General features: G+C 38.6%; 20 protein-coding genes, 1 tRNA gene and 1 other RNA gene. 10 read left to right on the forward strand and 12 right to left on the reverse strand.

The window, feature by feature from the left end; all coding sequences use genetic code 11:
- Positions 1-126: 126 nt before the first annotated feature.
- Positions 127-1,593, reverse strand: a complete 1,467-nt coding sequence (locus tag BMX11_RS13690; RefSeq protein WP_090885202.1) for a glutamate synthase subunit beta — start codon at positions 1,591-1,593, stop codon at positions 127-129.
- Positions 1,594-1,596: 3 nt separating this feature from the next.
- Positions 1,597-6,096 carry a glutamate synthase large subunit gene (gltB, locus tag BMX11_RS13695; RefSeq protein WP_090885203.1) on the reverse strand — a complete coding sequence of 1,500 codons (4,500 nt, stop codon included), beginning with the start codon at positions 6,094-6,096 and terminating at the stop codon, positions 1,597-1,599.
- A 458-nt stretch (positions 6,097-6,554) separates the two neighbouring features.
- Between gltB and ffs the strand changes: the two genes are divergently transcribed.
- Positions 6,555-6,654: signal recognition particle sRNA small type (ffs, locus tag BMX11_RS13700), an RNA gene on the forward strand.
- Positions 6,655-6,746: 92 nt separating this feature from the next.
- On the forward strand, positions 6,747-7,406 hold the full coding sequence (gene fsa, locus BMX11_RS13705) for a fructose-6-phosphate aldolase (protein WP_090885204.1): 660 nt from the start codon (positions 6,747-6,749) through the stop codon (positions 7,404-7,406).
- Positions 7,407-7,762: 356 nt separating this feature from the next.
- On the opposite strand, the gene BMX11_RS13710 is transcribed toward fsa, so the two are convergent.
- From BMX11_RS13710 to BMX11_RS13720, 3 genes are all read right to left on the reverse strand, one after another.
- Positions 7,763-8,257, reverse strand: a complete 495-nt coding sequence (locus BMX11_RS13710) for a D-glycero-alpha-D-manno-heptose-1,7-bisphosphate 7-phosphatase (protein ID WP_090885205.1) — start codon at positions 8,255-8,257, stop codon at positions 7,763-7,765.
- A gap of 131 nt (positions 8,258-8,388) precedes the next feature.
- The gene (locus tag BMX11_RS13715) at positions 8,389-9,675 is read right to left on the reverse strand and encodes a sugar MFS transporter (RefSeq protein ID WP_090885206.1); all 1,287 of its coding nucleotides are present in this window, start codon (positions 9,673-9,675) and stop codon (positions 8,389-8,391) included.
- 104 nt (positions 9,676-9,779) lie between these two features.
- Entirely contained in the window at positions 9,780-10,892 is a 1,113-nt protein-coding gene (locus tag BMX11_RS13720) for a formylglycine-generating enzyme family protein (protein WP_245738670.1), read from the reverse strand.
- Between the two features lie 291 nt (positions 10,893-11,183).
- Here BMX11_RS13720 and BMX11_RS13725 point away from each other — a divergent pair.
- From BMX11_RS13725 to BMX11_RS13735, 3 genes are all read left to right on the forward strand, one after another.
- Positions 11,184-11,256, forward strand: a tRNA-Lys gene (locus BMX11_RS13725).
- Positions 11,257-12,036: 780 nt separating this feature from the next.
- Positions 12,037-14,196: an FUSC family protein gene (locus BMX11_RS13730; RefSeq protein ID WP_090885207.1), complete on the forward strand. Its 2,160-nt coding sequence runs from the start codon at positions 12,037-12,039 to the stop codon at positions 14,194-14,196.
- Positions 14,197-14,267: 71 nt separating this feature from the next.
- Positions 14,268-14,678 carry an organic hydroperoxide resistance protein gene (locus BMX11_RS13735; RefSeq protein WP_090885212.1) on the forward strand — a complete coding sequence of 137 codons (411 nt, stop codon included), beginning with the start codon at positions 14,268-14,270 and terminating at the stop codon, positions 14,676-14,678.
- A gap of 125 nt (positions 14,679-14,803) precedes the next feature.
- Here BMX11_RS13735 and bioB read toward each other — a convergent pair whose 3' ends face one another.
- The 4 genes from bioB to BMX11_RS13755 form a co-directional block, all read right to left on the reverse strand.
- Positions 14,804-15,805, reverse strand: a complete 1,002-nt coding sequence (bioB, locus tag BMX11_RS13740) for a biotin synthase BioB (RefSeq protein WP_090885213.1) — start codon at positions 15,803-15,805, stop codon at positions 14,804-14,806.
- 58 nt (positions 15,806-15,863) lie between these two features.
- The gene (gene mgtE / locus BMX11_RS13745) at positions 15,864-17,213 is read right to left on the reverse strand and encodes a magnesium transporter (protein ID WP_090885214.1); all 1,350 of its coding nucleotides are present in this window, start codon (positions 17,211-17,213) and stop codon (positions 15,864-15,866) included.
- 108 nt (positions 17,214-17,321) lie between these two features.
- Positions 17,322-18,443: a magnesium/cobalt transporter CorA gene (gene corA, locus BMX11_RS13750; protein WP_175474562.1), complete on the reverse strand. Its 1,122-nt coding sequence runs from the start codon at positions 18,441-18,443 to the stop codon at positions 17,322-17,324.
- A gap of 3 nt (positions 18,444-18,446) precedes the next feature.
- Complete coding sequence (locus BMX11_RS13755; RefSeq protein ID WP_090885215.1) at positions 18,447-19,058, reverse strand: WbqC family protein; 612 nt, start codon at positions 19,056-19,058, stop codon at positions 18,447-18,449.
- A gap of 121 nt (positions 19,059-19,179) precedes the next feature.
- On the opposite strand from BMX11_RS13755, the gene BMX11_RS13760 reads away from it, so the two are divergent.
- Positions 19,180-20,193, forward strand: coding sequence for a glycosyltransferase family 2 protein (locus tag BMX11_RS13760; protein ID WP_090885216.1), 1,014 nt, complete (start codon positions 19,180-19,182; stop codon positions 20,191-20,193).
- Positions 20,194-20,570: 377 nt separating this feature from the next.
- On the opposite strand, the gene BMX11_RS13765 is transcribed toward BMX11_RS13760, so the two are convergent.
- Entirely contained in the window at positions 20,571-21,290 is a 720-nt protein-coding gene (locus BMX11_RS13765; protein ID WP_090885218.1) for a TlpA family protein disulfide reductase, read from the reverse strand.
- An 11-nt stretch (positions 21,291-21,301) separates the two neighbouring features.
- Positions 21,302-21,724, reverse strand: coding sequence for a type II 3-dehydroquinate dehydratase (aroQ, locus tag BMX11_RS13770; protein ID WP_090885219.1), 423 nt, complete (start codon positions 21,722-21,724; stop codon positions 21,302-21,304).
- A gap of 158 nt (positions 21,725-21,882) precedes the next feature.
- Between aroQ and xerD the strand changes: the two genes are divergently transcribed.
- The gene (gene xerD / locus BMX11_RS13775; protein ID WP_175474563.1) at positions 21,883-22,779 is read left to right on the forward strand and encodes a site-specific tyrosine recombinase XerD; all 897 of its coding nucleotides are present in this window, start codon (positions 21,883-21,885) and stop codon (positions 22,777-22,779) included.
- Between the two features lie 10 nt (positions 22,780-22,789).
- Here the strand turns inward: xerD and prmC are convergent, their stop codons facing one another.
- Positions 22,790-23,632: a peptide chain release factor N(5)-glutamine methyltransferase gene (prmC, locus tag BMX11_RS13780; RefSeq protein ID WP_090885220.1), complete on the reverse strand. Its 843-nt coding sequence runs from the start codon at positions 23,630-23,632 to the stop codon at positions 22,790-22,792.
- Between the two features lie 79 nt (positions 23,633-23,711).
- Between prmC and ribD the strand changes: the two genes are divergently transcribed.
- The 3 genes from ribD to BMX11_RS13795 are packed head-to-tail and all read left to right on the forward strand — an operon-like array spanning position 23,712 to position 26,235.
- On the forward strand, positions 23,712-24,764 hold the full coding sequence (gene ribD / locus BMX11_RS13785; protein WP_090885221.1) for a bifunctional diaminohydroxyphosphoribosylaminopyrimidine deaminase/5-amino-6-(5-phosphoribosylamino)uracil reductase RibD: 1,053 nt from the start codon (positions 23,712-23,714) through the stop codon (positions 24,762-24,764).
- On the forward strand, positions 24,765-25,631 hold the full coding sequence (locus tag BMX11_RS13790; RefSeq protein WP_090885222.1) for a DMT family transporter: 867 nt from the start codon (positions 24,765-24,767) through the stop codon (positions 25,629-25,631).
- On the forward strand, positions 25,621-26,235 hold the full coding sequence (locus BMX11_RS13795) for an IMPACT family protein (RefSeq protein WP_090885224.1): 615 nt from the start codon (positions 25,621-25,623) through the stop codon (positions 26,233-26,235). Before BMX11_RS13790 ends, BMX11_RS13795 begins: the two co-directional genes overlap by 11 nt.
- The last annotated feature ends 1 nt before the right edge of the window (position 26,236 follow it).

A 26,236-nucleotide genomic window follows, 5' to 3' on the forward strand; every position in this document is an offset into this window, starting at 1 on the left:
TAGCTAACACTTCCTACTGCAAAGCGTGTTCGGGACTCTAACCCTATAGTCGATTGCCATGCCCGGCGCACCATAAAAAAAGCCCTGGCTTTCACCAGGGCTTTAAAATATAAATTTTAAACCTATTTATGCATAAGCAACTGCATCTCTTGATGCGAGTTTAGTGGTGCCCATGAGGTATTCGTCTACCTTACGAGCGGCTTCTCTTCCTTCAGAGATAGCCCATACTACCAATGATTGACCACGGCGAACGTCGCCGGCAGCAAATATTTTAGCAATATTGGTTTGATAAGTGTGCTCAGAAGCCTTAACGTTTCCGCGGTTATCTAATTCTACGCCTAAATTTTCGATTAATCCTTCTTTTTGAGGGTGTAAGAATCCCATTGCTAAAAGAACCAATTCGCAAGGTAGATCTCTTTCAGAACCCGCTACTTCTTTAAATGTTACCGGACGGCCATTGGCATCAATCTCCCACTCTACGTCAACTACTTTCAATGCTTTTAAATTGCCATTTTCGTCTGCTATAAACTCTTTCGTGTTAACCGACCAGGCTCTTTCTGCTCCTTCTTCGTGAGATGAAGTATGCTTCAATAACATTGGATAAGTTGGCCAAGGCATGTTTGAACTACGTGCTGAAGGTGGCATTGGCATGATCTCGAATTGAGTTACCGATTTAGCACCATGACGATTTGATGTTCCGATACAGTCAGATCCTGTATCACCACCACCAATCACGATAACATTTTTACCGGTAGCCATAATATCCTCAAACTCAACAGGCCTGTTTGCGACACGCTTGTTTTGTTGCTTTAGGAAATCCATTGCGTAATGAACGCCTTTAGCAGAACGACCTTCGATAGGTAAATCACGAGGGATAGTGGAACCACCAGCCAATACAATTGCCTGATAGTCTCTTAGCAAGGTGCTGATTTCCACGTTTTCACCTACATTGGCATTGCATTTAAAAATAATGCCTTCTTCTTTCATTAAGTCGATACGACGATCTACTACGTTCTTTTGAAGTTTAAAATCCGGAATACCGTATCTTAATAAACCTCCTGGAGCGTCATCGCGTTCGAAAACAGTTACTTCGTGACCAGCTTTGTTCAACTGAGCAGCTGCAGCCATTCCCGCAGGTCCAGAGCCAATTACAGCTACTTTTTTACCTGTTCTGATTAAAGGTGCTTTCGCTTTGATGAAACCTTTTTCAAAGGCGATCTCGATAATATGCTTCTCAATTTCCTCGATTGATACCGGTGGACGGTTAATGCCTAATACACAAGCAGACTCGCAAGGTGCTGGGCAAATTCTTCCGGTAAACTCCGGGAAATTGTTAGTACTTAATAATATGTTGGCTGCCAATTCCCATTTTGCATTATAAACGGCATCGTTAAATTCTGGAATCACGTTACCTAAAGGGCAACCCGACTGACAAAATGGAACGCCGCAATCCATACAACGGGCAGCTTGTCTGTTTAATTCTGTTGAGGGCAATTCATTTAAAAATTCCCCGTAGTGTTTAACACGAGTTGTAGCCTCTTCTCTGGTGGGCGCAACTCTATCGTATTCTTGAAATCCTGTTACTTTTCCCATGGCTTAGTGTGTTTTTACTTGAGTATTACGTTTGCTTAAAACTGCTTTGTATTCTTTAGGGAATACTTTTACGAAATGACCTGATTGTGTTTTCCAATCGCTTAAGATAAATTCAGCTACCTTACTGTCAGTCAAACGAATATGTGTTTTCAACAAAGCCAATATTCTTTCTTCATCTTCAGCCAATAGCGGATCTAAATCAACCATTTCCTTGTTACACTTGCGTGCAAAAGTTCCGTTAGAATCATAAACCCAGGCAATACCACCGCTCATACCTGCAGCAAAGTTGCTTCCGGTATCTCCAAGAATTAATACCTCACCACCAGTCATGTACTCACAACCGTGATCTCCAACGCCCTCTACAACTGCCGTAGCACCAGAGTTCCTTACTGCGAAACGCTCACCTGCTTTACCACGTGCATATAATTCTCCGGAAGTTGCACCATATAGCGCTACGTTCCCGATAATGATATTTTGCTCCGGAACATAAGTTACATTAGCAAAAGGATAAATGGCTAAACGTGCGCCTGATAAACCTTTACCTACGTAGTCATTGGCCTCACCTTCTAACGATAACGTTACTCCACGTGTATTGAATGCACCAAAGCTTTGTCCGGCAGAACCATTAAACTTAAAGTTTATCGTATCTGGTGGCAATCCTGCTCCTAAATGAACTTTAGAGATTTCATTAGAAAGCATAGTACCGATAGCACGGTCAGTGTTTTTCACGTTAAAGCTTGCAAATACCGGTTCATTGTTCTGAATGGCTGGCAATGCGGCAGCAATTAACTGGTGATCAATCACCTGATCTAAACCATGGTCTTGCTCTTCAGTATTGTACTGAGGTAAGCCATTATCTTCTGCTTTGTATAAAATACCTGATACATCGATGTGCTTCAATTTCCAGTCTTCAGCAGGCAATTCACGTACTTTTAAAGCATCAGCCTGACCAATCATTTCATGGATCGTTCTGAAGCCTAATTCAGCCATGATTTCACGCAACTCTTCTGCTAAGAAATAGAATAAGTTTACTACGTGATCAGGATCACCTGAGAATAATTTTCTCAATTCAGGATCTTGTGTAGCCACACCAACCGGACAAGTATTTAAGTGACACTTACGCATCATGATACAGCCAGCAGTTACTAAAGCCGCAGTTGCAACACCCCATTCTTCAGCACCTAAAAGCGCTGCGATAGCGATATCTCTACCTGTTTTAAGTTGTCCATCTGTTTGAAGAACAATACGGTTACGTAGCTTGTTCTTAACTAAAGTTTGATGTGCTTCTGCTAAACCAAGTTCCCAAGGTAAGCCTGCATGTTGAATAGAAGTTAAAGGCGATGCACCTGTACCACCATCAAAACCAGATACCAAGATTACATCAGCATGTGCTTTTGCAACACCCGCTGCAATTGTACCTACACCAGCTTTTGAAACCAACTTCACATTGATTCTCGCCGCACGGTTTGCATTTTTCAAGTCGTAGATCAACTGAGCCAAATCTTCGATCGAATAAATATCGTGGTGAGGTGGAGGAGAAATTAAACCTACTCCAGGTGTAGAGTGGCGAACTTTTGCAATCCAGTCATCCACTTTGTGTCCCGGTAACTGACCACCCTCTCCAGGTTTAGCACCTTGAGCCATTTTAATCTGAAGCTCATCAGCATTGGTTAAGTAATAACTGGTTACACCGAAACGAGCAGAAGCTACTTGTTTAATGGCAGAGCGCATGCTGTCGCCATTAGGTAATTTAGTGTAACGCATCTCATCTTCACCACCCTCTCCGGTGTTGCTTTTCCCGCCAATGCGGTTCATGGCAATTGCTAAAGTAGAGTGTGCCTCGTGTGATATGGAACCGAAAGACATCGCTCCTGTTGCGAAACGCTTCAAGATTGCGGCTGTAGATTCTACTTCATTTAAAGGAACTGATGGACGGCTATAGTTAAATTCAAACAATCCTCTGATGGTGTAAGCTTGTTGTGTTTGCTCATTTACCAGTTTAGAATATTGCTTAAAGATGTTATAATCATTTCTACGGGTTGCATTTTGCAACAAGTGAATGGTTTGTGGATTAAACAAGTGTTGTTCTCCACGTCTGCGGTATTTATATGTACCACCGGCAGGTAATAAGCTTTCTACCTGGGTAACCGGACCAAAACTACGACGGTGTTTGATTAAGGTTTCGTAAGCGATTTCATCTAAACCTAATCCGCCAATACGTGAAACAGCACCAGTGAAGTAAGTATTTACCACTTGTTTATTTATACCTAAGATTTCGAAAATCTGTGCACCCTGGTAAGATTGAAGGGTTGAAATTCCCATTTTAGAGAAGATCTTCAATAAACCACTGTTTACTGCGTAGATATAGTTTTTAGTTAATTGCTCTGTGGTTAAACCCGATTCTTCTTTGAAGCTATCAATAGATTCTAGAGCCAAATATGGGTTAATTGCGGTAGCACCAAAGCCTAATAAGGTTGCAAAATGGTGTACCTCCCAAACGTCTCCAGCTTCACAAACAATACCTACCGCACCACGGTAACCTTTTCTAATTAAGTGGTGGTGTACAGCTGATACGGCTAGTAATGAAGGAATTGCAGCATGCTCAGAATCAATTGCTCTATCAGAAAGTACAATTACCTGGAAGCCATCTTCAACAGCATCAACTGCATAGCGACAAAGTCTGTCTAATGCCTTAGCCATTGAGCCTGGTTTATCGTTAGCCCTGAAGTAAGTTTGAAGGGTTTTCGCCTGGAAAACACCAGTATCAATACTTCTAAGTTTCTCTAGTTCCTGGTTGGTTAATATAGGGTGTTTAATGGCAACACAATGTGCTTGTTTCGGGTTTTCATCCAATAAGTTACCATTGCTCCCCATAAAACTGGCTAAACTCATTACCACTTTCTCTCTAATTGGGTCGATTGGTGGGTTGGTTACCTGTGCAAACAACTGTTTGAAATAAGAAGAAAGGTGTTGTGGCTGTTTAGATAAGATAGCTAGAGGTGTATCCGTTCCCATGGAACCAATTGGCTCTTTACCTTCTAAAGCCATTGGTTTTAATAATAAATCAACATCTTCTCTGCTATAACCGAAAACCTGCTGATATTTAAAAACGGATTCTCTTGATAGACCCGTGAACATTAAACGAGGCTCAGGCAGTTCTTCTAAACGAATCTGATATTGATTAATCCAATCAGCATAAGGACTTTGACCACAAATGCGGGTTTTAATTTCATCATCACTGATGATTCTACCCTGCTCCATATCCACCACGAACATTTTTCCTGGTGTTAATCGGCCTTTTTCTATTACTGTACTTTGATCAATCGCCAATGCACCAGCCTCCGAACCCATAATTACACGGTCATCAGAAGTAATAGCGTAACGGGAAGGACGAAGACCATTACGATCTAAAGTAGCACCAATTAATTTACCATCTGTAAAAGCAATTGCTGCAGGTCCATCCCATGGTTCCATTAATGTAGCATGGAATTCATAGAACGCCTTTTTTACAGGATCCATGTCTTCATTACCATCCCAGGCTTCTGGAACCAACATCATTAAAACATGCGGCAGCGTTCTTCCAGAATGGAATAATAATTCGATAACGTTATCCAAACAGCCTGAATCTGAATTAGTTTCATCGATCACCGGAAGTAACATATCAAGTTCTTCTGGGGTAAAATATGCTGAAGCAAGCGATTTTACACCAGCCCTAAACCAGTTTAAGTTACCCTGTAAGGTATTGATCTCTCCGTTGTGAGCGATGAACCGGAAAGGTTGTGCTAATCTCCATGAAGGAAAAGTATTCGTTGCAAAACGAGAGTGAACCAAGCCTAAAGCAGAAACCATTCGCTTATCACTTAGATCAGTAAAATATGTACGTACTTGCAATGAAGTTAGCTGACCTTTATATATAATGGTCTGTGCTGATAAAGAAACAATATAAAAATCTTTTCCGCCATGCACCGTATTGGAGATAAGCTTAATCAGATAGTTTTTGAATATATATAGCTTTCTTTCAAAGTCGGCACCAGGTGCTATAGCATACGGACGAGCAATAAATACCTGTTCAATTTCTGGCTCTACAGATAAAGCCATATTACCGATATCGGTAGTGTCTACATCTACCTTTCTAAAACCTAAAATTTCCAGGCCAAGTTTTTCTGCAGCGCGATAAATTAATTCGCGACACTCTTCTCTTGCTCTGATATCTTTAGGCATGAACAACATACCTACACCATAGTTGTTGGTTTCAGGTAAGCTAAATCCAGCTTTCAGACATTCGTCATAAAAAAATTCATGAGGAATCTGAATCATAATACCAGCACCATCGCCAGTATTGGGTTCTGCACCACAGGCTCCCCTATGGTCTAAGTTCTCTAAAATAGTAAGCGCATCGGAAATAATTTGATGTGATTTTCGCCCTTTCACATGCGCAACAAACCCAATACCGCAGGCATCGTGTTCAAATTGCGCATCGTACAATCCACTGTTTGGTTTCATTTTTTGCTCGTTAGTTGTTAGTGTATAGGAAACACTAAGATAAGGAAAATATTCTGCAAATTATAGACTTGGCATAATTTTTTGAATTATTTTAGTTTATAAACAAAATAAAGACTATATTTTAACAAATATTCAATATAAAATGTCTTTTGTTAACAGAATTATAACGACCAAAAACAGCGTAAAAAGGGTATTTACAATAGCGTTTAATAAAAAAATGTTTTGGCTTACTTATTTATATTTAAATCAATTCTTTATAAGTAAACATTTCTATCTATTTTGGACTTGCTATCCTGATGAATACAAAAATGTTCGTTTGAATATATATACGCCGATAAGCGCATCAATTTAGCGCAAAAAGAAAAATTATAATTTTAGGAATCAGCTAGATAGCTAATATACCAAAAAAAATAAGAAAATGCATTTTGCATAACAACATCTTTTTCTACCTTTGTGGCGGGCAAGTCTTTTACGACCAGCTCCCTTTGAATTCCCCCAGGGTGGGAACGCAGCAAGGGTAGAAGGTTGTAGCGGTGCGATAAGAGGTGCTTGCCCTTTTTTTTACCCCCTAACCCCCTGAAGGGGGGATATTAAATTCTTCAGGGGTTCTAACAGCAGAACCTAATAATCATTTTAAGAATTTATAAATCATGAAATTTTTTATCGACACAGCTAATCTTGATCAAATCAGAGAAGCTCAAGATCTTGGCATTTTAGACGGTGTAACTACTAATCCTAGCTTAATGGCTAAAGAAGGTATCACTGGCGATCAAAATGTAATTAACCACTACAAAGCAATCTGCGATATCGTTGAGGATAATGTAAGTGCAGAAGTGATCTCTACTACATACGAAGAAATTATCAAAGAAGGTGAAGCACTTGCTGCTTTAAATCCTAAAATCGTAGTAAAAGTACCGATGATCAAAGACGGCGTTAAAGCCATCAAATATTTCTCTTCTAAAGGAATCAAAACAAACTGTACTTTAATTTTCTCTGCTGGTCAGGCATTATTAGCCGCAAAAGCAGGTGCAACTTATGTGTCTCCTTTCTTAGGTCGTTTAGATGATATCTCTACAGATGGTTTAACTTTAATTGAAGATATCAGAACTATTTTTGATAACTACGGTTACGAAACTCAAATCCTGGCAGCTTCTATTCGTGGTCCATTGCACATCGTTAACTGCGCTAAATTAGGTGCTGATGTAATTACTGGTCCTTTAGCTGCGATTGTTGGTTTATTGAAACACCCATTAACAGATTCTGGCTTAGCTCAATTCCTTGCTGATCACGCGAAAGCAGCTGGTAAGTAAATAAGTCCTCAGTCGGAAGTTTTCTGTACTGAGTATGGATAAACAAAAAATCCCAAGCAGAGATGTTTGGGATTTTTTGTTTTAGTATCAAGTAGTTAGTATCAGGTATCAAGATTGGATTCAGAGGGGGCATTCACTGAAGAAGAACTTCAATTCAAACTTTCGTTATTTAGCACCCAAAATCAGAACCCTGTCTAATTACTAACGACCAAATGCTTTGTACTTTACGACGGTATGCCTTTGAATAGGCGCCTTATCTAAGTACTAAAGACTAAATACGATGTACTATCAATCTCGTTTTCAGAAGCCTTCGTCTTTCAGCTATTTGCTAAATATCAACAACCAATTCTCTTCCTCTAAGAACCGAGCGCTTCCTTAATTTTCTCATAGCTGATTTGCTCATCAGGCTCGATTAGAATGCCCTTCACCCCTGCTCCATTAGCCGCTTCCACGTCGCGAGGCTTATCGCCGATCATGATAGATTGTGCCGGATCGATATCGAACATATCAATGGCATCTAAAATCATCCCCGATGCAGGTTTGCGACATTTGCATTCTCCACCAACTGTTGGATGGTGCGGGCAGTAATAAAAAGCAGCGATTTCAGCACCCTTCTTGGCAAAGGCATTTCTAAGCATTTGGTGCATTATACCCAAATCTTCTTCAGTATATCTTTTTAAAGCAATCCCCCCCTGATTGGTAATTACAATCAATAAATAATCTTCATCATAAAGTTTCTTTAAAACAGGAATTTGGTAATCCAGGATCTGAAAATCTTCAACTTTACAGATGTAGTCATAAATTTCGTGATTTAGAACACCATCACGGTCAAGAAAAATAGCTTTATTCATTTTTTAGATATGTATTGAGATGTGAGGTTTCAACTAACCTCTGATATATTTTGCCAAAATAACTGAAAATTAATGGTAAAAGAAAGCCCGATCTATTACTAAACCGGGCTCATTCTTGACAAAAAAAACAATTATTTCGTATGTACTCCTACTTTATGACCTTTGATTGCAAAATAAAGGATGTACAGATAGCAAGGCAGAACCGTTGCAAAATAGGCGATTTGAAAGTGCATATGTAAATTATCCTTTAAAAAGGCATATACAAACGGCATTAAAGCTCCTCCAGCAATACCCATCACCATAATTGCTGAACCAATTTTAGTGAATTTTCCCAGGTGACTGATGCCAAGCGGAAAAATAGCTGGCCACATTAAAGAGTTAGCTAAACCCAGTAAAGCCACAAAAAATACAGCAAAATAATTGGGGATAGCAACCGACAAGAGGGTGAAAATCAGTCCCAAAATAGCACAAATTCTCAGGGCCTTTTGTTGCGACAGATATTTTGGAATGGCAACAATCCCTACAATATACCCAATTAACATACTGAATAGTGTTAATGAAGTAAGTTTACCACTCAATTCAGCACTTACACCTAATTCTCTGGCGTAAACACCGATAATATCTCCAGCCATTACCTCTGCTCCTACGTAAACAAAAATACATAAGGCACCTAAGAATAAATGGGGGAACTGGAAAATGCTGGTTTTGTGAACAACCGTACGGTCATCATCAGTCACAATATCCTCTTCTACTTCAACCTCTGGTAAATCGGTAAATTTAATTACTATAGCAAATAAGCAGAAAACAATTGCCAATACAATATAAGGCATATTAACTCGTCCCAGTACATCATTAAGCAGTTGTTCGTGTGCTGCACCAGTAGCTGCCTGAATTTGTTTCTCTACCTCGGAGGCATTCTTAAGGAATAAAGAGCCCATTACTATTGGCACAATCATTCCGGCAAATTTATTACATATTCCGGCCATGCTAATCCTTTTAGCTGCACTATCTATAGGACCAATAATAGTTAAATAAGGATTAGAAGCTGTTTGTAACAGCGCTAATGCTGCCCCCTGAACAAAAATGCCGGTTAAGAACATTCCAAAAGTACGGGTTTGAGCTGCTGGAATAAAGATTAAAGATCCTAACCCTAAAATTAGTAATCCCAAAATGATTCCGTTTTTAAAACCTACTTTTTTAAGAATCCATGAAGATGGAAGCGCAAGAAAAAAGTAAGCCATGTATGAGGCGAAAGTTACTAAAAACGCTTGAAGATCTGATAATCCGAATGAAAGCTTGAAGAATGGGATTAAGGTACCGTTAGCCCAGGTAACAAATCCGAAAATGAAGAATAGCGCGCAAATGATGATCAGTGGCTTAGGTCCTTTAGAGGAACCCGCTTGAGTGGTGTTTAGCATCTTGTTTGGTCTGTTTAAGTTGAAGCCGCCAATCTACTGAAATATTTTTTCAAATTTACACTCAAACGTTTGCGTAATTTTCAATTTAACATTTTTAACTCCGTTTAATTACTACTTACGCATCTAAAACCGGTATGTTCTAATCCGGTATCTACCGAAGTCTTCATCCTCGAAGTAACCCGATAGCCCTTACAATAAGAGGCATTACACATGAATGAACCTCCCCTAACCACTTTTTTGGGCACTGTAGGCTCCATCGGGTCGTAGCTGTCTCCGGGGCCTTGCGGATTATCTGCTGCTGCAGTTAAGGTTTGGTAATAATCTGGGCGATACCAATCACTACACCATTCCCATACATTTCCTGCCATATCGTAAAGCCCGTAACCATTAGGATTAAATTTTTTGACTGCGGTTAAGCCGTAAAAGCCATCCCAATCGGTATTTTTGATAGGAAAATTTCCCTGCCAGGTATTTGCTTTTCCCTTTCCTTTTTCTACATCTTCATTTCCCCAGGGATATAAAGCATTTTTTAATCCACCTCGGGCAGCATATTCCCATTCGGCTTCAGTTGGCAATCGCTTTCCAGCCCATTTACAGTAAGCCATTGCATCATCCCAGGATACATGTACTACAGGATAGTTCTCTTTGCCTTTAATATTGCTTTTAGGACCATGTGGGTGTTTCCAGTCGGCCCCTTTAACCCAGCGCCACCATTGTGAAGCATCGTTTAATGAAGTAATTGATTTAGGTTGATAGAAAACTAACGATGCGGCTACCAATACACTATCTGGTGGTTTGGGTGTTCCCGCAGGTAATTGCTTTTTCATCTCTTCCCAATCGGGTTTCCTTTCGGCCGTGGTTACATAGCCTGTTGCATCTACAAATTTCTTAAAACTGGCATTGGTTACCTCTGTAGCATCTATCCAGTAAGACGCTAGCTTCACCCGATGTTGCGGGTATTCGTCGGCTCTACCTTCTTTATCTGTAGCCCCCATTTCAAATTCGGAGCCGCGAATAAAGATCATTCCGTCATGACTGGCCTTTCCTCCCTTTATATTCGTTGTATCTAAACCTTTGCCGTATCTGCTGGGCAAATTCATTTCACATGAAGCCAAAGAGTCCTTTTGATGTTGACTAAGTTCTTCCTTTGGTTTAGATTGACAGGCGCTGAGCATAACTAAGGCTGCAAGGTAGGCAACGGTACGGCTATTTAACATTGATGGAATATTCTAATTGATCCTTTTGGTACTAAATTTAATAAACTTTAAGATTTTAATGTTTCCTGCGACCTATAATTTTAAAGCCATAATCAACTTTTTCAAGATCACAATTGCAGAAATAACATGGCTAAAAGTAGCAATTTAAATTAAAAATAAACTGCATGTTAATTAATCGACCTATAAATCAAGGCGGTAGCGCTTTTTGTAAATATTTATTTGCAGGGAATACTCTTTAACTCTATATTTGCACCACTTTAAAGGAAACGGATAGACGTTTTTAATAAAGAAGATTCCGTAGCTCAGCTGGTAGAGCATTACACTTTTAATGTAGTGGTCCTGGGTTCGAATCCCAGCGGGATCACAGAAAGCCTCAAAGAAATTTGAGGCTTTTTTGTTTTAATTTGCATTTTTTAATATTTTTTTAAATGGTAGTGAATGAGATAAATATCCCGATTAAGAAATCTTTAAAAAGCAAAACGGGGAAGCCTTCTTTCGATTAAGTTCCCCGTTTTTAACCTTAAGACAACCGTAGCTGCATTTAAGGCATCTAATTCTAATTACTTTGATTTTTCCGTTCTTGCTTGGTCTTGCAACTTTTGCAACTCGTGAAAATTTATTTCCAGCTATGTCCATCCATAGATTTCTTTAGCTTTCCATATTATCTGTCGGGTCTATCTGATTTTCAGAATCAGCATCTTTCGATGGCTATTCTATATTCTTACTCGGTTTAACCCTTTCTGAAACTAATCGTTTTCCCAGTGGAAGAGATCCGAGCTACTCCCCTTTCGGTTCGTTATCTCTTTTAGATCATCTTATCAGATTTCAAAGTACTTCGTATTTGATATAATCTAATTTACAACAGAAAGCCATTGTTGTCAAGTAAAATCTAATGCTTTTTATAAACATAGTTATCAACCTAAAAACGTTGGTTATCAACATTTTAAATTAGTAAAAACAATGTTTCGGGCTCAATAAACCACTTTTTATTGTATATTAACATTTTAATGTATTTATCTTATTAACAGGTAGATACAAATTAAGCTTATCAATTTTAATAACTTTCTGCCTAAAACCAGGATTATTCCATAAAACTTAATTTAAAAGCCAACAAAAAAAGCGCTTAATATGTTATTTTTGTCCTATGCAGATCAGGCAACCCATCAGAAACATTCAGGACTTTTTATTGAGTACATATTTTGCAGATGGCTTACGCATCACCATTGGTGTATTGTTGCCTTCGCTCATATTTGCACAGTATGGAATGTTAAAATATGGGATGACCTTATCGTTAGGTGCCTTGTGTGTGAGCGTGGTAGATAGTCCGGGGCCTATGGTGCACCGCAGGAACGCCATGCTGGTAACCACGGCATTGATCTTTGTTTTTTCCATTCTAACTGGCTTAACCAATCGAAACCACTATTTTATTGGTTTCTTGCTTACCATTTCCAGTTTTATATTTTCCATGTTCTATATATATGGGCTTCGGGCGGCATCTATAGGAACGGCAACACTTTTAATTATTGTACTCAGTATCGATGATATCAGGCCCTGGCAGGAAGTTTTACTTCATGCGTTTCTGGTTTTAGCCGGAAGTTTATGGTATACCGGTTTAAGCTATTTTGTTTATCGCTTACGTCCTTTTAGGTTGGTACAGCAATCATTAAGTGATTCTATCTTAGAAGTAGCAGAATTTCTCAGGGAAAAAGCTAAATTCTATCATCACAACAATAATTATGATAAAACCTATGCAGATTTGCTTCAACTGCAGGTTTCTGTTCATGAAAAGCAAGACGCTGTTCGCGAGTTGTTGTTTAGAACAAGGGAAATTGTGAGAGACTCTACGCCAGAAGGCAGGTTTCTGCTTTTGGTATTTGTAGATATGGTTGACCTATTTGAACAGGTAATGTCTACTTACTATAATTATAAGCAGCTTCACGATCAATTTGATAAGGCAGGAATCTTATCAGATTATGAAATGGCCATAAAAAGGATTTCATACGCCCTGGATGATATTGCATTTGCCTTGAAAAGTGGTGGAACACCAACTATATCTAAGCGATTGCTGATCGAAATAGAAAGATTAAAAATTAAGATCAATAAACTGGAAGAAGACAATCAAAACCAGGAGTACAACACGCTAGGGATAATTGCATTAAAGAATATTGAGGTTAATATTGAGAATATTTTATCGAGAGTAAAAACCATATTCAGTTATTTTAAGCTGCGCCGTACAGAAGAAATTCGTAAAGCCGATGTGGATGCGGAAAAATTTATTACCCGCCAAAAGTTTGATCTTAGCCTATTTACTGAGAACTTAACCTACAGTTCTTCTACTTTCAGACACTCGTTGAGGGTTACTGTGGTAATGTTATTGGGTTTTGTAGTCGCTCAAATCCTCAATTTCTCACATAGCTATTGGATTTTACTCACCATACTCGTAATCTCCAAGCCTGGTTTTAGTTTAACTAAAGAGCGCAATTATCAAAGGTTAATTGGTACAACCATTGGGGCATTTATCGGAATGGGCGTAGTATCTTACATCCACGACAAAGACACACTCTTTATCATCCTGATTATTTGTATGATTGGCTGTTATAGTTTTCAAAGAAAAAACTATGTAGTTAGCGTACTCTTCATGACGCCTTACATACTCATTTTGTTCGATTTTTTAGGAATGGGTACCATAGCACTGGCTAGAGAAAGAATTTACGATACCTTTATAGGTTCAGGAATTGCCCTGCTGGCTAGTTATTCTTTATTCCCTACCTGGGAGTATGAAAAACTTAAGGAGGCTATGATTGATATCTTAAAGGCAAACCGGGCTTATTATCAACAGGTAGCGAGGCTCTATTTTGAAAAAACTTACCAAAGAACAGAATATAAATTAGCCAGAAAAGAAGTTTATGTAAGCACGGCAAATTTAGCTTCCTTATTTCAAAGGATGTTTTCTGAGCCGAAAAGCAAACAACTGTTTATCAAAGAAGTTCACCAGTTTACGGCACTCAGTCATTTGATATCTTCTTATGTTGCAACGCTTTCATTATATAACAAAGAGCACGATTTTGTATTCGAGAACTTTGATACTTTAAAGCCTGTTTCGAATAACACCATTTACCTGCTGGATACTGCAATAGAAAACCTGGAACAGGGAAAGGCCATTATTGATAATGTCCCGCTTATTCGACTGGCAGAAAGCTCAACAGCCATTAAAAAGGGTGAAGATCTTGTACCCGAACAATTTGATTTGATTCAAAAAGTGGCTTACGATATTTATAAGTTATCGGTTAAAATTAAGATCTGATTCCCAAACGCTATTCCGCATCCAAACAATGACTAACGCCCGTTGTTGTTAATGAAATCAATATTAAATTTATGGAAAAGCTATATACGGCAGAAGTTGCTGCCACAGGGGGAAGAGACGGACATGTAAAATCGAGCGATGGACTTATAGATTTAGAGCTAAGGCGACCAAAAGAGCTTGACGGACAAGGTGGAGCCACAAACCCAGAACAACTATTTGCTGCTGCCTGGGGAGCCTGCTACTTAGGCGCGTTAGGATCTATTGCCGAGCGTGAAGGTGTAGATACCAGCGAAGCACAGGTTAATGTTTTAATCTCTTTTAATAAGGATGGAAATGCCTTTGTACTTTCTGCCGATCTGGATGTGCATATTCCTAATATTACCACCGAGGAGGCCCAGCAAATAGCAGATAAGGCACACAAAACCTGCCCCTACTCAAAAGCAACCCGAGGAAATATAGAAGTAAGGGTTACCGCCATTTAAGGAATGGGAATCGGCCCATAGGAAATGTAAAAGGTTGTATATAAAGGGCGGTGAGTTGCAGGTTTACCAAAGCCATTTGGGCGTTAGACCCTTAACCTGCAACTCATAGCCCACAACCAATTTGATTACAAAACTTCTTCTTTTTGCTGGGTATTGGCTGGCCTGCCATTTTTAAAGGCTTCTCTGGTTTTTAGTCCCAAAAGTTCAAACATAGCCATATCATCTACAAAAGCAGGATTGGGAGTGGTTAATAATTTATCTCCAGCAAAGATGGAACTTGCACCAGCCATAAAGCAGAATGCCTGTTCTAAAGTACTCATTTCATTTCTTCCGGCAGATAATCGAACAACGGAATTAGGCATTACAATACGTGCCGTAGCAATCATCCTAACCATATCCCAAATCGGAACTCTTGGTTGATCTTCTAATGGCGTTCCCTTTACTGGCACAAGCGCATTTACAGGAACTGATTCTGGATGTGTAGGCATATTTGAGAGGGTTTGTAACATAGAAACACGATCTTCAACGGTTTCGCCCAAACCAATAATACCACCGCTACATACAGTAAGTTTTGCTTTACGAACGTTTTTAATCGTATTCAAACGGTCGTCATATGTTCTGGTAGAAATAATGCGCTTATAATCATCTTCAGAAGTATCTATATTGTGGTTGTAAGCATATAAACCTGCATCTGCCAAGCGTTGAGCCTGATTTTCGGTGAGCATACCCAAGGTACAACAAACCTCCATGTCCATTTCATTTACGGCTTTAACCATTTCTATAACCCGATCAAAGTCACGGTTATCTCTCACTTCGCGCCAGGCTGCGCCCATGCATAAACGAGATGCGCCACCTTCTTTAGCCTTAACAGCAGCACTCACTACCTGCCCTATCTGCATTAAGGGTTGCACTTCTAAGTTGGTATGGTATCGGGCAGCTTGAGGACAATAAGAGCAATCTTCCGCACAGCCGCCAGTTTTGATAGAGATCAATGAACTGATTTGAACCTCATTATAATCTTTATTGGCTCGGTGAATGGTTGCAGCTTCGTATACCAGGTCCAGGAATGGTTTATGATATATGGCTGATATCTCCTCCCTGCTCCAGTCGTGTTTAGTGGTTTGCATATTTTAATCTAAATGTTTGGTTAGCTATTATCACGTTGTATTAAACAACAGTTAAACTTTATAACAATAATTTGCTGGCTAGACCCAATATCAGTAGGAAGCCAAAAACATCGGTGAAAGTAGTAATAATAATAGAAGATGCAATGGCTGGATCAATTCCAACTCGCTTTAAAATTAATGGAATTCCGGCACCAGTAACCCCTGCAATAACCAAATTACCGGTCATAGCCAGAAATATAACCAGGCCAAGCATCGGATTGCCATCAAAAAGGAAAGCAAAAAGAAAAACAATTAATCCATTGGTTGCTCCATTAATTAAGCCTACAGTAAACTCTTTTAATACCGTTCGGTAAGCCTGTTTATCAGTCAGGTCGTACAAAGAGATACGACGTACGGTTACGGCCAGTGCTTGTGTAGCAGCATTACCGCCCATACCTGCAATAATGGTCATGTAGGCTGCAAGCGATGGAATTAGTTTTATGGTGGGATCAAAATAGCGTACAACAGATGAGGCTAAAAAAGCCGTTCCCAGGTTAATAATTAGCCAGGGTAAACGAGATTTAACCGCTTCTACCCAGTTACCACTTAGTTCCTCGTCTTCAGATACCCCCGAAATTTTCAGGATATCTTCGGTACTCTCTGCCTCCATTACGTCGATAACATCGTCGAAGGTTACCCTTCCAAGTAATTTTTGATGGTTATCAATAACCGGTATACTGGTTAAATTATATTGGGATATTAGATTGGCTACTTCTTCCTGATCAGTGTCTGGGTGAACATAAACGGCATCAACCTTTACCAATTCGGTAATCTGCGCATTATGCTTGGCTTTGATAATATCTTTTAAAGAAACAATGCCTTTAAAAGTTTCTTCATCGTCTACTACATAGATGGTGTAAAACTCTTCCATCTCTTCGCTTTGGCGGATGATTTCGTCTATTGCATCCTTCTTGGTCAGATTGATGTTTACACAGATTAAATCTGTATTCATCAAACCCCCGGCTGTTTTCTCGTGGTAAGTTAACAGATTCCGGATATTGGAAGCATCCTCCTCATTCAGATCTTCCAGAATTTCCTTCTGTTCGTGAACTTCTAATTGAGAAATGATATCAGTTGCATCGTCATAGTCCAGCTCCTCTACAATCTCCGTTCTTTTATCTGGATGAAGCTGAAAAAGTATGTCTTCCGGATGAGACTCTTCATCCATCTCGGAAATAATTTCTGAAGCTGTTTCTGAAGGCAATAAATTAATGATATGCTGCCTTTCGGATTTATCTAAACGTTCGAAAATAATGGCGATTTCTGAGGCATGATAATCCTCTAAAACTTCTTTCAAAATTTCATCACCAGCTAAAAGTGCATTTTTAACCTTGAGTACGTCGCTTTTATCTATTTCGAATGACTGCATAAATACTTAATCCTTCACCGGGATTTAATTTTTCTACCAATGTATGAAAATACGCTTAATAAGCAGTAGGGAATTTAATAAGTTAATTTAAACTTTATCTGGCTTAGGCTATTTAAACCAGCCTTTTCTCCAAAAATAAATAACTTGTATAACCGCAATTATCGCCATTACCAGCCAGGTATATACATAACCATGTTCTGCATAAAGCTCGGGCATATTATCTCTCAAAACTTTCCCGGTTGCCGGATCTTCCCTGCTAAAATTCATTCCATAAATACCTGCAATAAAAGTAAGGGGAATAAAAATAGAGGAGATGATGGTTAAAACCTTCATAATCTCATTCATCCGGTTGCTGATGATAGAAAGGTTCATATCAATGTTGGCCGATGCAATTTCTTTGAGCGACTCTATAAAATCAATAATCTGGATACAGTGATCATAAGCATCCTTCATATAAGTTTTGGTAAGATCGCTAATTAGCGGACTATCACTTCTAATAATGTCGTTCAGCTTATCTCTTTCGGGCCAGGCTATTTTTCTAATGGTGATTAATGAGCGCTTAATGGCCTGTGTATCATACATGATGCGCCTGTCGGGATTATCATAAAGCCTATCTTCAATGGCATCCAGCTCTTCTCCCCAGAAATTAAGCAGCGAAAAATAGTTATCAACGATTACGTCCATAATGGCATACATTAAATAACTGCTCCCGCCAATGCGAATATTGCCTTTGCCTACCTCCAGCCTTTTCCGTACCGGATTGAAACAATCCTGGTAATCCTCCTGAAAGGTAATCAGGCAATTTGAGCTTAAAATGTACGAAATTTGTTCATTACACAATCCGTTTTCTTCATCTAAATACAAATGCCTGCTTACGGCAAAAACATATTTGTCGTTGTCGTATTCATCCAGCTTAGGGCGTTGGTAGCTGCTGGTAATGTCTTCCAATACCAATCGGCTAACATTGAGCTTCTCATATAGTGTTTCAAAAATTCCAGGGTCTGCCAAACCTTTAATATCAAACCAATAAGAAAATTCTTTATTCTGAATGATCTTCTCAATATTATTGATATTCTTTATCTCCTCCTTGGTGTACGTTTTCTCGTTATAAATGTGGAGCGTAATAATGGGTTTTAATGCGTCATCATCTATAGCATACAGGCCCGGGCTTGTTCCTGGTTCAGGAACCTTATAATGTTTATGCTTGTGGCGGGGTTTGTTTTTTGCCATATGTTAAAGATACAACCGGGATTGTGGCCCCTGATTAAACAATAAATCTACAATGCTTAAGTTAGGCAAAAATTGATGCCTATCTTCAAAAACTTGATAATAGGGTTTATTGTTTACGATATCTTCTGTTTTTTTCGGATTCATCATCGAACGGAAGTCTAATTCAGGGTTTATTTCCTTGATGTATTCCGTTGTAAAATCAATTTCTACGTTGAGCTTCAGCTTTTTATTTAGCCAGTTAAGCAATTCTAAATTGTAGTCGAATAAATAATCAAAGCGCTGGGTGTAAAATTTAGATAGCTCATCTTCGTAAAATTCAAAATAAGCAGAGCTTCTGTAGCAGCTTTGCAAACTCATCCAGTGCAGTCTTTGCCAGTTAAAATCGTTGCTAATTTTTACATCTTTGGCTACGGTATGCATTTTTGAACCTCTTACTACAGGTACGGTTAAATCTAACTTTCCATTTGGCGAGTAAATACTTGCCCTGTTGCGGTACGTTTGTTTAGGGAAATGTTCGCTTTTTTCTATTAGCAAGTTAGGACTCAACTTTTGTAATAAACTAAAATAACCAACCGGTGGAAGATAAAATAATGGAAGTATAGCTGTATTCTGCATTTGAAAATTTATGTTTGTAGCCCAAACGTTAAAATATCGGCAAAAATACACTAACCTATCCATTTTTTAGACCAGGTTACGATTTTTTTAGCGTTTGATTTTAAAGAACAGATAAAATTAGATGAATCCTTCGGTAGCCGTTGTTATTTTAAATTGGAATGGTAAAGCATTTTTAGAACAGTTTTTACCCAGTATACTCCGTTCTGAATATGATAATTTAAAAATTGTTGTGGGTGATAATGCATCTACCGATGATTCTATAGCCTTTGTTAAAGCGAATTTCCCCTCCATAGAAATTATTACCAACGAAATAAATTATGGCTTTGCTGGTGGTTACAACCGGATTTTAGAACGTGTAGAGGCCGATTATTATGTCTTGCTAAATTCGGATGTGGAAGTAATACCCAACTGGATTAAACCCGTAATTGATTTAATGGAAGCAGACGACCAGATTGCCGCTGCCCAACCTAAAATTAAATCTTATCATAGCAAAAATCAGTTTGAGTATGCTGGTGCGGCTGGTGGTTTTCTTGATATTTATGCTTTCCCTTTTTGCCGTGGGCGCATTTTTAATGTTTACGAAGAAGATCAAAAACAATACGAGGAACAAAAGGAAATATTTTGGGCAAGTGGTGCAGCCTTTTTTATCAAAAGTAAATACTGGAAGGAAACAGGAGGTTTAGATGCCGATCTTTTTGCCCATATGGAAGAGATAGACCTTTGCTGGAGATTGAAGAACTTAGGGTATAAAATAATGTATTGCCCCGATGCTGAGGTTTACCACGTTGGTGGCGGAACTTTGCAAACAGAGAACCCCTTTAAAACTTATCTTAACTTCAGGAACAACCTCATTATTATGCAAAAGAACCTTCCTGCCGGTGATGCAGCTTTTCGCATTTTAATCAGAATGTGGATTGATTTCATTGCCTGGTGGCATTTCTTGTTAACGGGTAAGCCAAAGTTTACCCTGGCAGTAACTAAAGGCCACTGGCATTTTGTTAAAGCTATCTTTAAAACAGCCCAAAAAAGACAACAAATACAAAAGCCATATGCTGAGCATGCTGGTGTTTATAATAGTAGTATTGTATGGGCGTTCTTCATTAAAAAAATCAAATATTTTAACGGGCTGGGTTAGGCCAATAGATGTTATTATGATGTGTAAAACGCAACTTGTAACATTTCAACGGTCGTCATTCCCTCGCAGGAGGGAATCTTAATGCGATAGAGTAGCCACACCATGCTTTTCCATCCAGCTAGGCCAAAGTACCGTTTCTCCGTTTCGCTTGGATCGGCCTGATAAAGTTTTCGGGATGCATTGACCAAGCCAACATACTGACTTTAGAAGAAAAGTTTTAAGCCGACACTTTTGTTTCTTTTGGTGTCAAAAGAAAAGAGCCCGTCTGGCCAGGACAGGAGAGATTCTTTTTTTTCATTCCCCCGCAGGAGAGAATCTTAATGCGATATATCTTGCTTTTCTTATAAACAAAGCCTGGACAAAGATTAATCTACCAGCTATTTCCCCGTTAAAGATTCATTAATCGATTTCTTTATCCAATGCATGGTATTTGATGCCAAACCAACGGTGCTAAATTTAATTTTACCGGTTTTATCTATCACGACATGCGTTGGATATAACCTAATGTTATATTTATTGGCAATTGCTCTTCCATCCACAACATTATAATGGTAAGGGTTTGTTTTCAAAAAAGCTTTTAAATCATATCGCTCATCTAATGCTATGGCTAAGAAAACCACATCAGCATTATCTTTATATTCGGCCACCAGTTCGTTTAGTTGAGGAATTTCCTGTTTACAAGGCGGGCAGTTAATAAACCAAAAGTTAAGTACAATTACTTTCCCCGTGGCTTCCCGTAAATCAAATTTATTTCCGTTAATATCTGTGGTTTTAAACCCTTTAAACATCTCACCTTCAGTAAAAGATTCGCTTGGGCGGGGCTTAGCCATTCTATTAAAATGTGCTTGCTGTTCTTCTTTTGATAGTTCGTAAATCCGGTACTCGGGTATTCCGCCATCGGTAAAAGTGCCTCTGTTTTTAATGGCGTATTTTCCGGTAAGCAATAGGTTCTTCCAGGTTTTATATGGATATACCATACCATCATCTCCCCTAACTATAGTGCTTTCATTGAGCATGTTTCTGGTAGGGTTTGCATTTTGTGCACAAAGGTTTAATGTGACAAGCGTTAATAAGAAAAAGAGCGTGTTCTTTAGCATAATATTGTTTTTTATGATTCTATAATTAAACTTTCTAGTGCCAGGCGGTACCCTTTCATACCAAAACCGGTTAGTACCCCCTTACAATTTTTTCCCGTGAGCGATACATGGCGATATTCTTCTCTGGCATAAATATTAGAGATATGTACTTCTACCACAGGTGTTTTAATGGCGGCAATAGCATCGGCAATAGCTACCGAAGTGTGCGTATAACCACCGGCATTTAAAATGATACCATCAAAACTGAAACCTACCTCATGAAGCTTGTTAATCAGTTCGCCCTCTACATTACTTTGAAAATACGTTATTTCTACCGATGGATATATTTCTTTTAGCGCTTTGATATAATCTTCGATACTGATATTACCATAAATAGAAGGTTCACGAACGCCAAGAAGGTTTAAGTTAGGTCCGTTAATAATTTGTATTTTCATGCTTGAAGTTAATATTTATAAGTTTCTGATTGCAATAATACACAATGATGAGAAAATAATTGGCGCATTGACATTTTAACAGACTATTTAGATTAAAATCTTGATATTAGTGCTCTAAATTAAAGCGATGTTATACTTCAATGTATCAGGAGCAGATTATGTGGCAATCATACCTTAAAGGATTCAAAGCTTATTTACGCCTGGAGCGTTCTCTTTCAGAAAATTCAATAGCTGCTTATTTAAACGACCTGAATAAACTGGAGCAGTTTTATTTTTCTATTGATAGAGAACCTAAAATTACAGAAATCAGTAAGGAAGACCTTCGTCAGTTTATTTCCTGGCTTCATGATTTGGGTATGCAAGCCACTACACAGGCGCGTGTAATCTCTGGAATTAAGGCCTTCTGCACTTATTTGTTACTCGAGAATATAATCGAAATTGATCCCTCTGCCCTGCTGGAAGCGCCTAAAATAGCAAGAAAACTGCCCGATACCTTAAATATTTACGAAATTAACAGTCTGATTGATGCCATAGATGCCTCGAAACCTGAGGGAATGCGAAATAAAGTGATTATTGAGGTTTTGTATGGCTGCGGTTTAAGGGTTTCGGAATTAACAGACCTTAAAATTTCTAACCTATTCTCTCAGATAGAATTTATAAAAGTACTTGGAAAGGGTAACAAAGAACGTTTAATTCCCATTGGTGGTGTAGCCATTAAGCTATTGACCATTTATTTAGATGAAGTTAGGGTACACTTAAGCGTTAAAAAAGGAAATGAAGATTATGTATTTCTGAACCGTTTTGGAGCGAAGTTATCAAGGATATCGATTTTTAATTTAATTAAGCAACTGGCCCTTAAAGCCGGGATTAAAAAAACAATTAGTCCACATACCTTGCGCCATTCTTTTGCTACGCATCTTATTGAAGGTGGGGCCGATTTAAGGGCCGTACAAGAAATGCTTGGCCATTCGAGTATTACTACAACCGAAATTTATACGCACCTGGATAGAGATTACTTAAGAGAAGTGGTTACGCAATATCATCCCAGAAGCTAGTTTTTACGGCTTAATAACCAGCTTTAATCATCCTGTCTTTACCCTGCATATCTTTTCTCAATGCTATATTAGAAAAACCTTTACCCTTGAGCATATCAATGGTTTCCTCTCCCAAATATTCATTAATTTCTAAATAGAGGTAACCACCTGGATTTAAGGTTTTAATGGCTAAATCGGCTATAGCTTTGTAAAATACCAATGGATTTTCATTTGATACAAATAGCGCCAAATGAGGCTCATGGCTCAATACATTCTGATGCATCTGCTCTTTTTCTAAATCTTTGATATATGGTGGGTTACTAACCATTATATCAAGTTTATCTTCAGAAGAATAGGTCAAAATATCGGCCTGAATAAAGTTGACTGTTGTGTGTAAGGACTGCGCATTTTCTCTGGCCACAGTCAGGGCTTTTTCAGAAATATCTAAACTGCTAACCTTCGCCCTTGGCAGAAACCGCTTTAAGCTAATTGGAATACAGCCCGAACCTGTTCCAATATCTAAAATATTTAGGTCCTTTCTGGAAGAATGATCTGCAATAATCCAGTCTACAAGCTCTTCGGTTTCTGGCCTGGGAATCAATACATTCTCATTTACTTTATAAACGGAACCATAAAAATGTGCCTCACCCAAAATGTGCTGAATAGGTTTGTACATTTTAAGGTCGTTCAGGATGCTGAGCATTTTTTGGAGATGAATGTGCGATAAGTCATTATCTCGAGACATTCTAAGCTTGATTTGCGTCAATTGAAGCACGTGTTCTGCCGCCAGACTAAACAAAGCGGTTGTTTCATCTTCCTCATATATCTGGCCTAACTCCAGTTGGTAATATTCTTCTAGCTCGTTAAGTTTCATCGCTGCAAAATTACAATTTAACCAGATATCAATTTCAATTTCTCCTGCTCATCATTCATTTTTTCCTATTTTTGCCCTAATGAGCGATGAATTTTACATTAAACGCTGTTTAGAATTAGCAGAACTTGGAATGGGTAAAGTAAGTCCTAATCCAATGGTGGGTTGTGTAATTGTAGTTGATGACAAGATCATTGGCGAAGGTTATCACCAACAATATGGGCAGGCTCATGCCGAACCTAATGCCATCAAATCAGTTTTTGATCAACACCCTGAAAATGCGGAACAACTGTTAAAACAAGCAACTGTTTATGTAAATCTGGAACCCTGTGCCCATTTTGGTAAAACTCCCCCATGCGCAGATTTGTTGGTTAGGCACCAGGTTAAGCGTGTAGTTATTGGTAATACTGATCCTTTTTCTGCGGTGGATGGAAAAGGAATTGAGAAACTTAACAATACGGGTATTTCGGTTACCACTGGTATTTTAGCAGAAGAATGCAGCTTTTTTAACAGGCGTTTTTTTACACGAGTACAAAAACAACGCCCTTATGTAGTATTGAAATGGGCGCAAACTGCAAATGGATATTTCGCTGCGAAGGATGGACACCAAAAATGGATCAGTGGCTCTTTAGCAAAGCGCCTGGCTCATAAATGGCGTACAGAAGAAGATGCCACCTTGATTGGTAAGCAAACAGCGATTATTGATAACCCTCAGCTAACAGCAAGAGAATGGGCTGGAAAGAATCCTATACGCCTGGTTATTGATAAAAACTTAGCAATTCCACCAGGTAATCACCTTTTTAACAAGGAGGCTAAAACCATCATTTTTAACGAGATTAAAACAGATGTAGAGGAGCACATTCATTATATTCAAATGGAAGATATGCAGTATTATTTACCGCAAAAGATCATGTTCCAACTGTATTTAATGGATATACAATCGGTAATTATTGAAGGCGGGGCTCAGATTTTAAAACAATTTCTTGATGCTGAACTTTGGGATGAGTGCCGAATTTTTACCTCAGCCAATAGCTGGACGGACGGTATTGCTGCACCAACTATAAACGGTACACTTCAGGAGCAAATAGCACTCGATTCGGATAAATTATCTATCTATATAAACAAGCTTAAATAAATGATATACATTATTTTAAGTATAAGCTGTAGCGTAACTGTAGCCATACTTTTAAAGTTAGCCAAGCGGTACCAAATCAGTATTATACAAGCGGTTACAGTAAATTACCTTACTGCACTGATACTTTGCTTTTTATTTTTTAAGCCTGATACTTCATTGATTTCGTCAGCTGCTCCCTGGCCTGTTTATACTGCATTAGCCATATTACTGCCAACCATCTTCCTGTTTCTTGCCGCTTCGGTTAAAAGATTAGGAATTGTAAAAACAGATATTGCACAAAGACTTTCTCTTTTCATTCCGATTTTAGCCGCTTACTTTATTTTTAAGGAGGATTTTAATCAATATAAGCTGGCCGGATTGATTGTTGGATTCCCGGCTATCTTTTTAACCTTTATCCGTAAATCGGAAAGGCAGCCTACAGCAGGAAACTGGATCTACCCAATAATGGTTTTTGTTGGTTTTGGTGTAATTGATGTACTTTTTAAGCAAATTGCCTTACACAAAGCACTCCCCTATACTACTTCCTTATTTGTCGTTTTTAGTATGGCTTTTGTGGTTTCCTTAGTTGTAGTGAGTATAATGGCAATTACAAAGAAAACAAAAATTCAACTGGTTAATTTAGCCTGTGGGGTAATTTTGGGACTTTTTAACTTCGGTAATATCTTATTTTATCTTAAGGCACACCAGGCACTCGCTAAAAATCCATCAACGGTATTTGCAGCAATGAACCTGGGTGTAATTGTAGTGGGAAGTTTAGTAGGCGTGCTTATTTTTAAAGAAAAGCTATCGAAAATCAATTACCTCGGACTTTTGCTCGCCGTTGCTGCTGTAATTTTAATCACCTTATCTCAGATTTATGCTGTTTGACGATACCTATAAAACAATAGAAAGCAATGCAGAGGGAATCTTTAGAGATAAAGGAAGTAAGTTTATCGCTTATGCCTATCCTATTCGTACAGAAGAGGAAGTGAAACCCATTTTATTGAATTTAAGGGCTGAACATACAAAAGCAAGACATTTTTGTTACGCTTACCGCCTCAGTCCGGATCGTTCTGTTTTTAGAATAAACGATGATGGTGAACCCTCTGGTACTGCTGGAAGACCTATTTTAAATTGTCTTTTATCCGAAGACGTAACCAATGTTTTAATGGTAGTGGTGCGTTATTTCGGTGGAACACTTTTGGGCGTTCCTGGTTTGATTGCAGCGTATAAAAATGCCAGCATTGAGGCCTTAAAATCAGCTACCATCGTTAATAAAACCGTAAATGATCTTTACCAGATTGAATTCGATTATCTACAGATGAACGATGTGATGCGCCTGGTAAAAGAAGAAGGATTAATGGTATTATCTCAAAACTTCGATACCCACTGTGTATTAAAATTTGAAGTTAGAAAGGCACAACTCAACCAGGTTTTGGCTAAGTTTGATAAAATTGAAGGTTTAAAACACCAATATCTGCAAACGATTTAAA

This window comes from Pedobacter rhizosphaerae, assembly GCF_900111155.1.
In the GTDB taxonomy this organism is placed as follows: domain Bacteria; phylum Bacteroidota; class Bacteroidia; order Sphingobacteriales; family Sphingobacteriaceae; genus Pedobacter; species Pedobacter rhizosphaerae.

Excerpts from the sequence above, each read along its gene's own strand:
- BMX11_RS13795 (WP_090885224.1), top strand. The coding sequence starts at position 25,621 with ATGCTGTTTGACGATACCTATAAAACAATAGAAAGCAATGCAGAGGGA.
- prmC (WP_090885220.1), bottom strand. The coding sequence starts at position 23,632 with ATGAAACTTAACGAGCTAGAAGAATATTACCAACTGGAGTTAGGCCAG.
- BMX11_RS13720 (WP_245738670.1), bottom strand. The coding sequence starts at position 10,892 with ATGTTAAATAGCCGTACCGTTGCCTACCTTGCAGCCTTAGTTATGCTC.
- BMX11_RS13735 (WP_090885212.1), top strand. The coding sequence starts at position 14,268 with ATGGAAAAGCTATATACGGCAGAAGTTGCTGCCACAGGGGGAAGAGAC.
- xerD (WP_175474563.1), top strand. The coding sequence starts at position 21,883 with ATGTGGCAATCATACCTTAAAGGATTCAAAGCTTATTTACGCCTGGAG.
- BMX11_RS13790 (WP_090885222.1), top strand. The coding sequence starts at position 24,765 with ATGATATACATTATTTTAAGTATAAGCTGTAGCGTAACTGTAGCCATA.
- BMX11_RS13755 (WP_090885215.1), bottom strand. The coding sequence starts at position 19,058 with ATGCAGAATACAGCTATACTTCCATTATTTTATCTTCCACCGGTTGGT.
- BMX11_RS13760 (WP_090885216.1), top strand. The coding sequence starts at position 19,180 with ATGAATCCTTCGGTAGCCGTTGTTATTTTAAATTGGAATGGTAAAGCA.
- mgtE (WP_090885214.1), bottom strand. The coding sequence starts at position 17,213 with ATGCAGTCATTCGAAATAGATAAAAGCGACGTACTCAAGGTTAAAAAT.
- BMX11_RS13730 (WP_090885207.1), top strand. The coding sequence starts at position 12,037 with ATGCAGATCAGGCAACCCATCAGAAACATTCAGGACTTTTTATTGAGT.
- BMX11_RS13690 (WP_090885202.1), bottom strand. The coding sequence starts at position 1,593 with ATGGGAAAAGTAACAGGATTTCAAGAATACGATAGAGTTGCGCCCACC.
- BMX11_RS13765 (WP_090885218.1), bottom strand. The coding sequence starts at position 21,290 with ATGCTAAAGAACACGCTCTTTTTCTTATTAACGCTTGTCACATTAAAC.
- fsa (WP_090885204.1), top strand. The coding sequence starts at position 6,747 with ATGAAATTTTTTATCGACACAGCTAATCTTGATCAAATCAGAGAAGCT.
- bioB (WP_090885213.1), bottom strand. The coding sequence starts at position 15,805 with ATGCAAACCACTAAACACGACTGGAGCAGGGAGGAGATATCAGCCATA.
- corA (WP_175474562.1), bottom strand. The coding sequence starts at position 18,443 with ATGGCAAAAAACAAACCCCGCCACAAGCATAAACATTATAAGGTTCCT.
- BMX11_RS13710 (WP_090885205.1), bottom strand. The coding sequence starts at position 8,257 with ATGAATAAAGCTATTTTTCTTGACCGTGATGGTGTTCTAAATCACGAA.
- ribD (WP_090885221.1), top strand. The coding sequence starts at position 23,712 with ATGAGCGATGAATTTTACATTAAACGCTGTTTAGAATTAGCAGAACTT.
- BMX11_RS13715 (WP_090885206.1), bottom strand. The coding sequence starts at position 9,675 with ATGCTAAACACCACTCAAGCGGGTTCCTCTAAAGGACCTAAGCCACTG.
- gltB (WP_090885203.1), bottom strand. The coding sequence starts at position 6,096 with ATGAAACCAAACAGTGGATTGTACGATGCGCAATTTGAACACGATGCC.
- aroQ (WP_090885219.1), bottom strand. The coding sequence starts at position 21,724 with ATGAAAATACAAATTATTAACGGACCTAACTTAAACCTTCTTGGCGTT.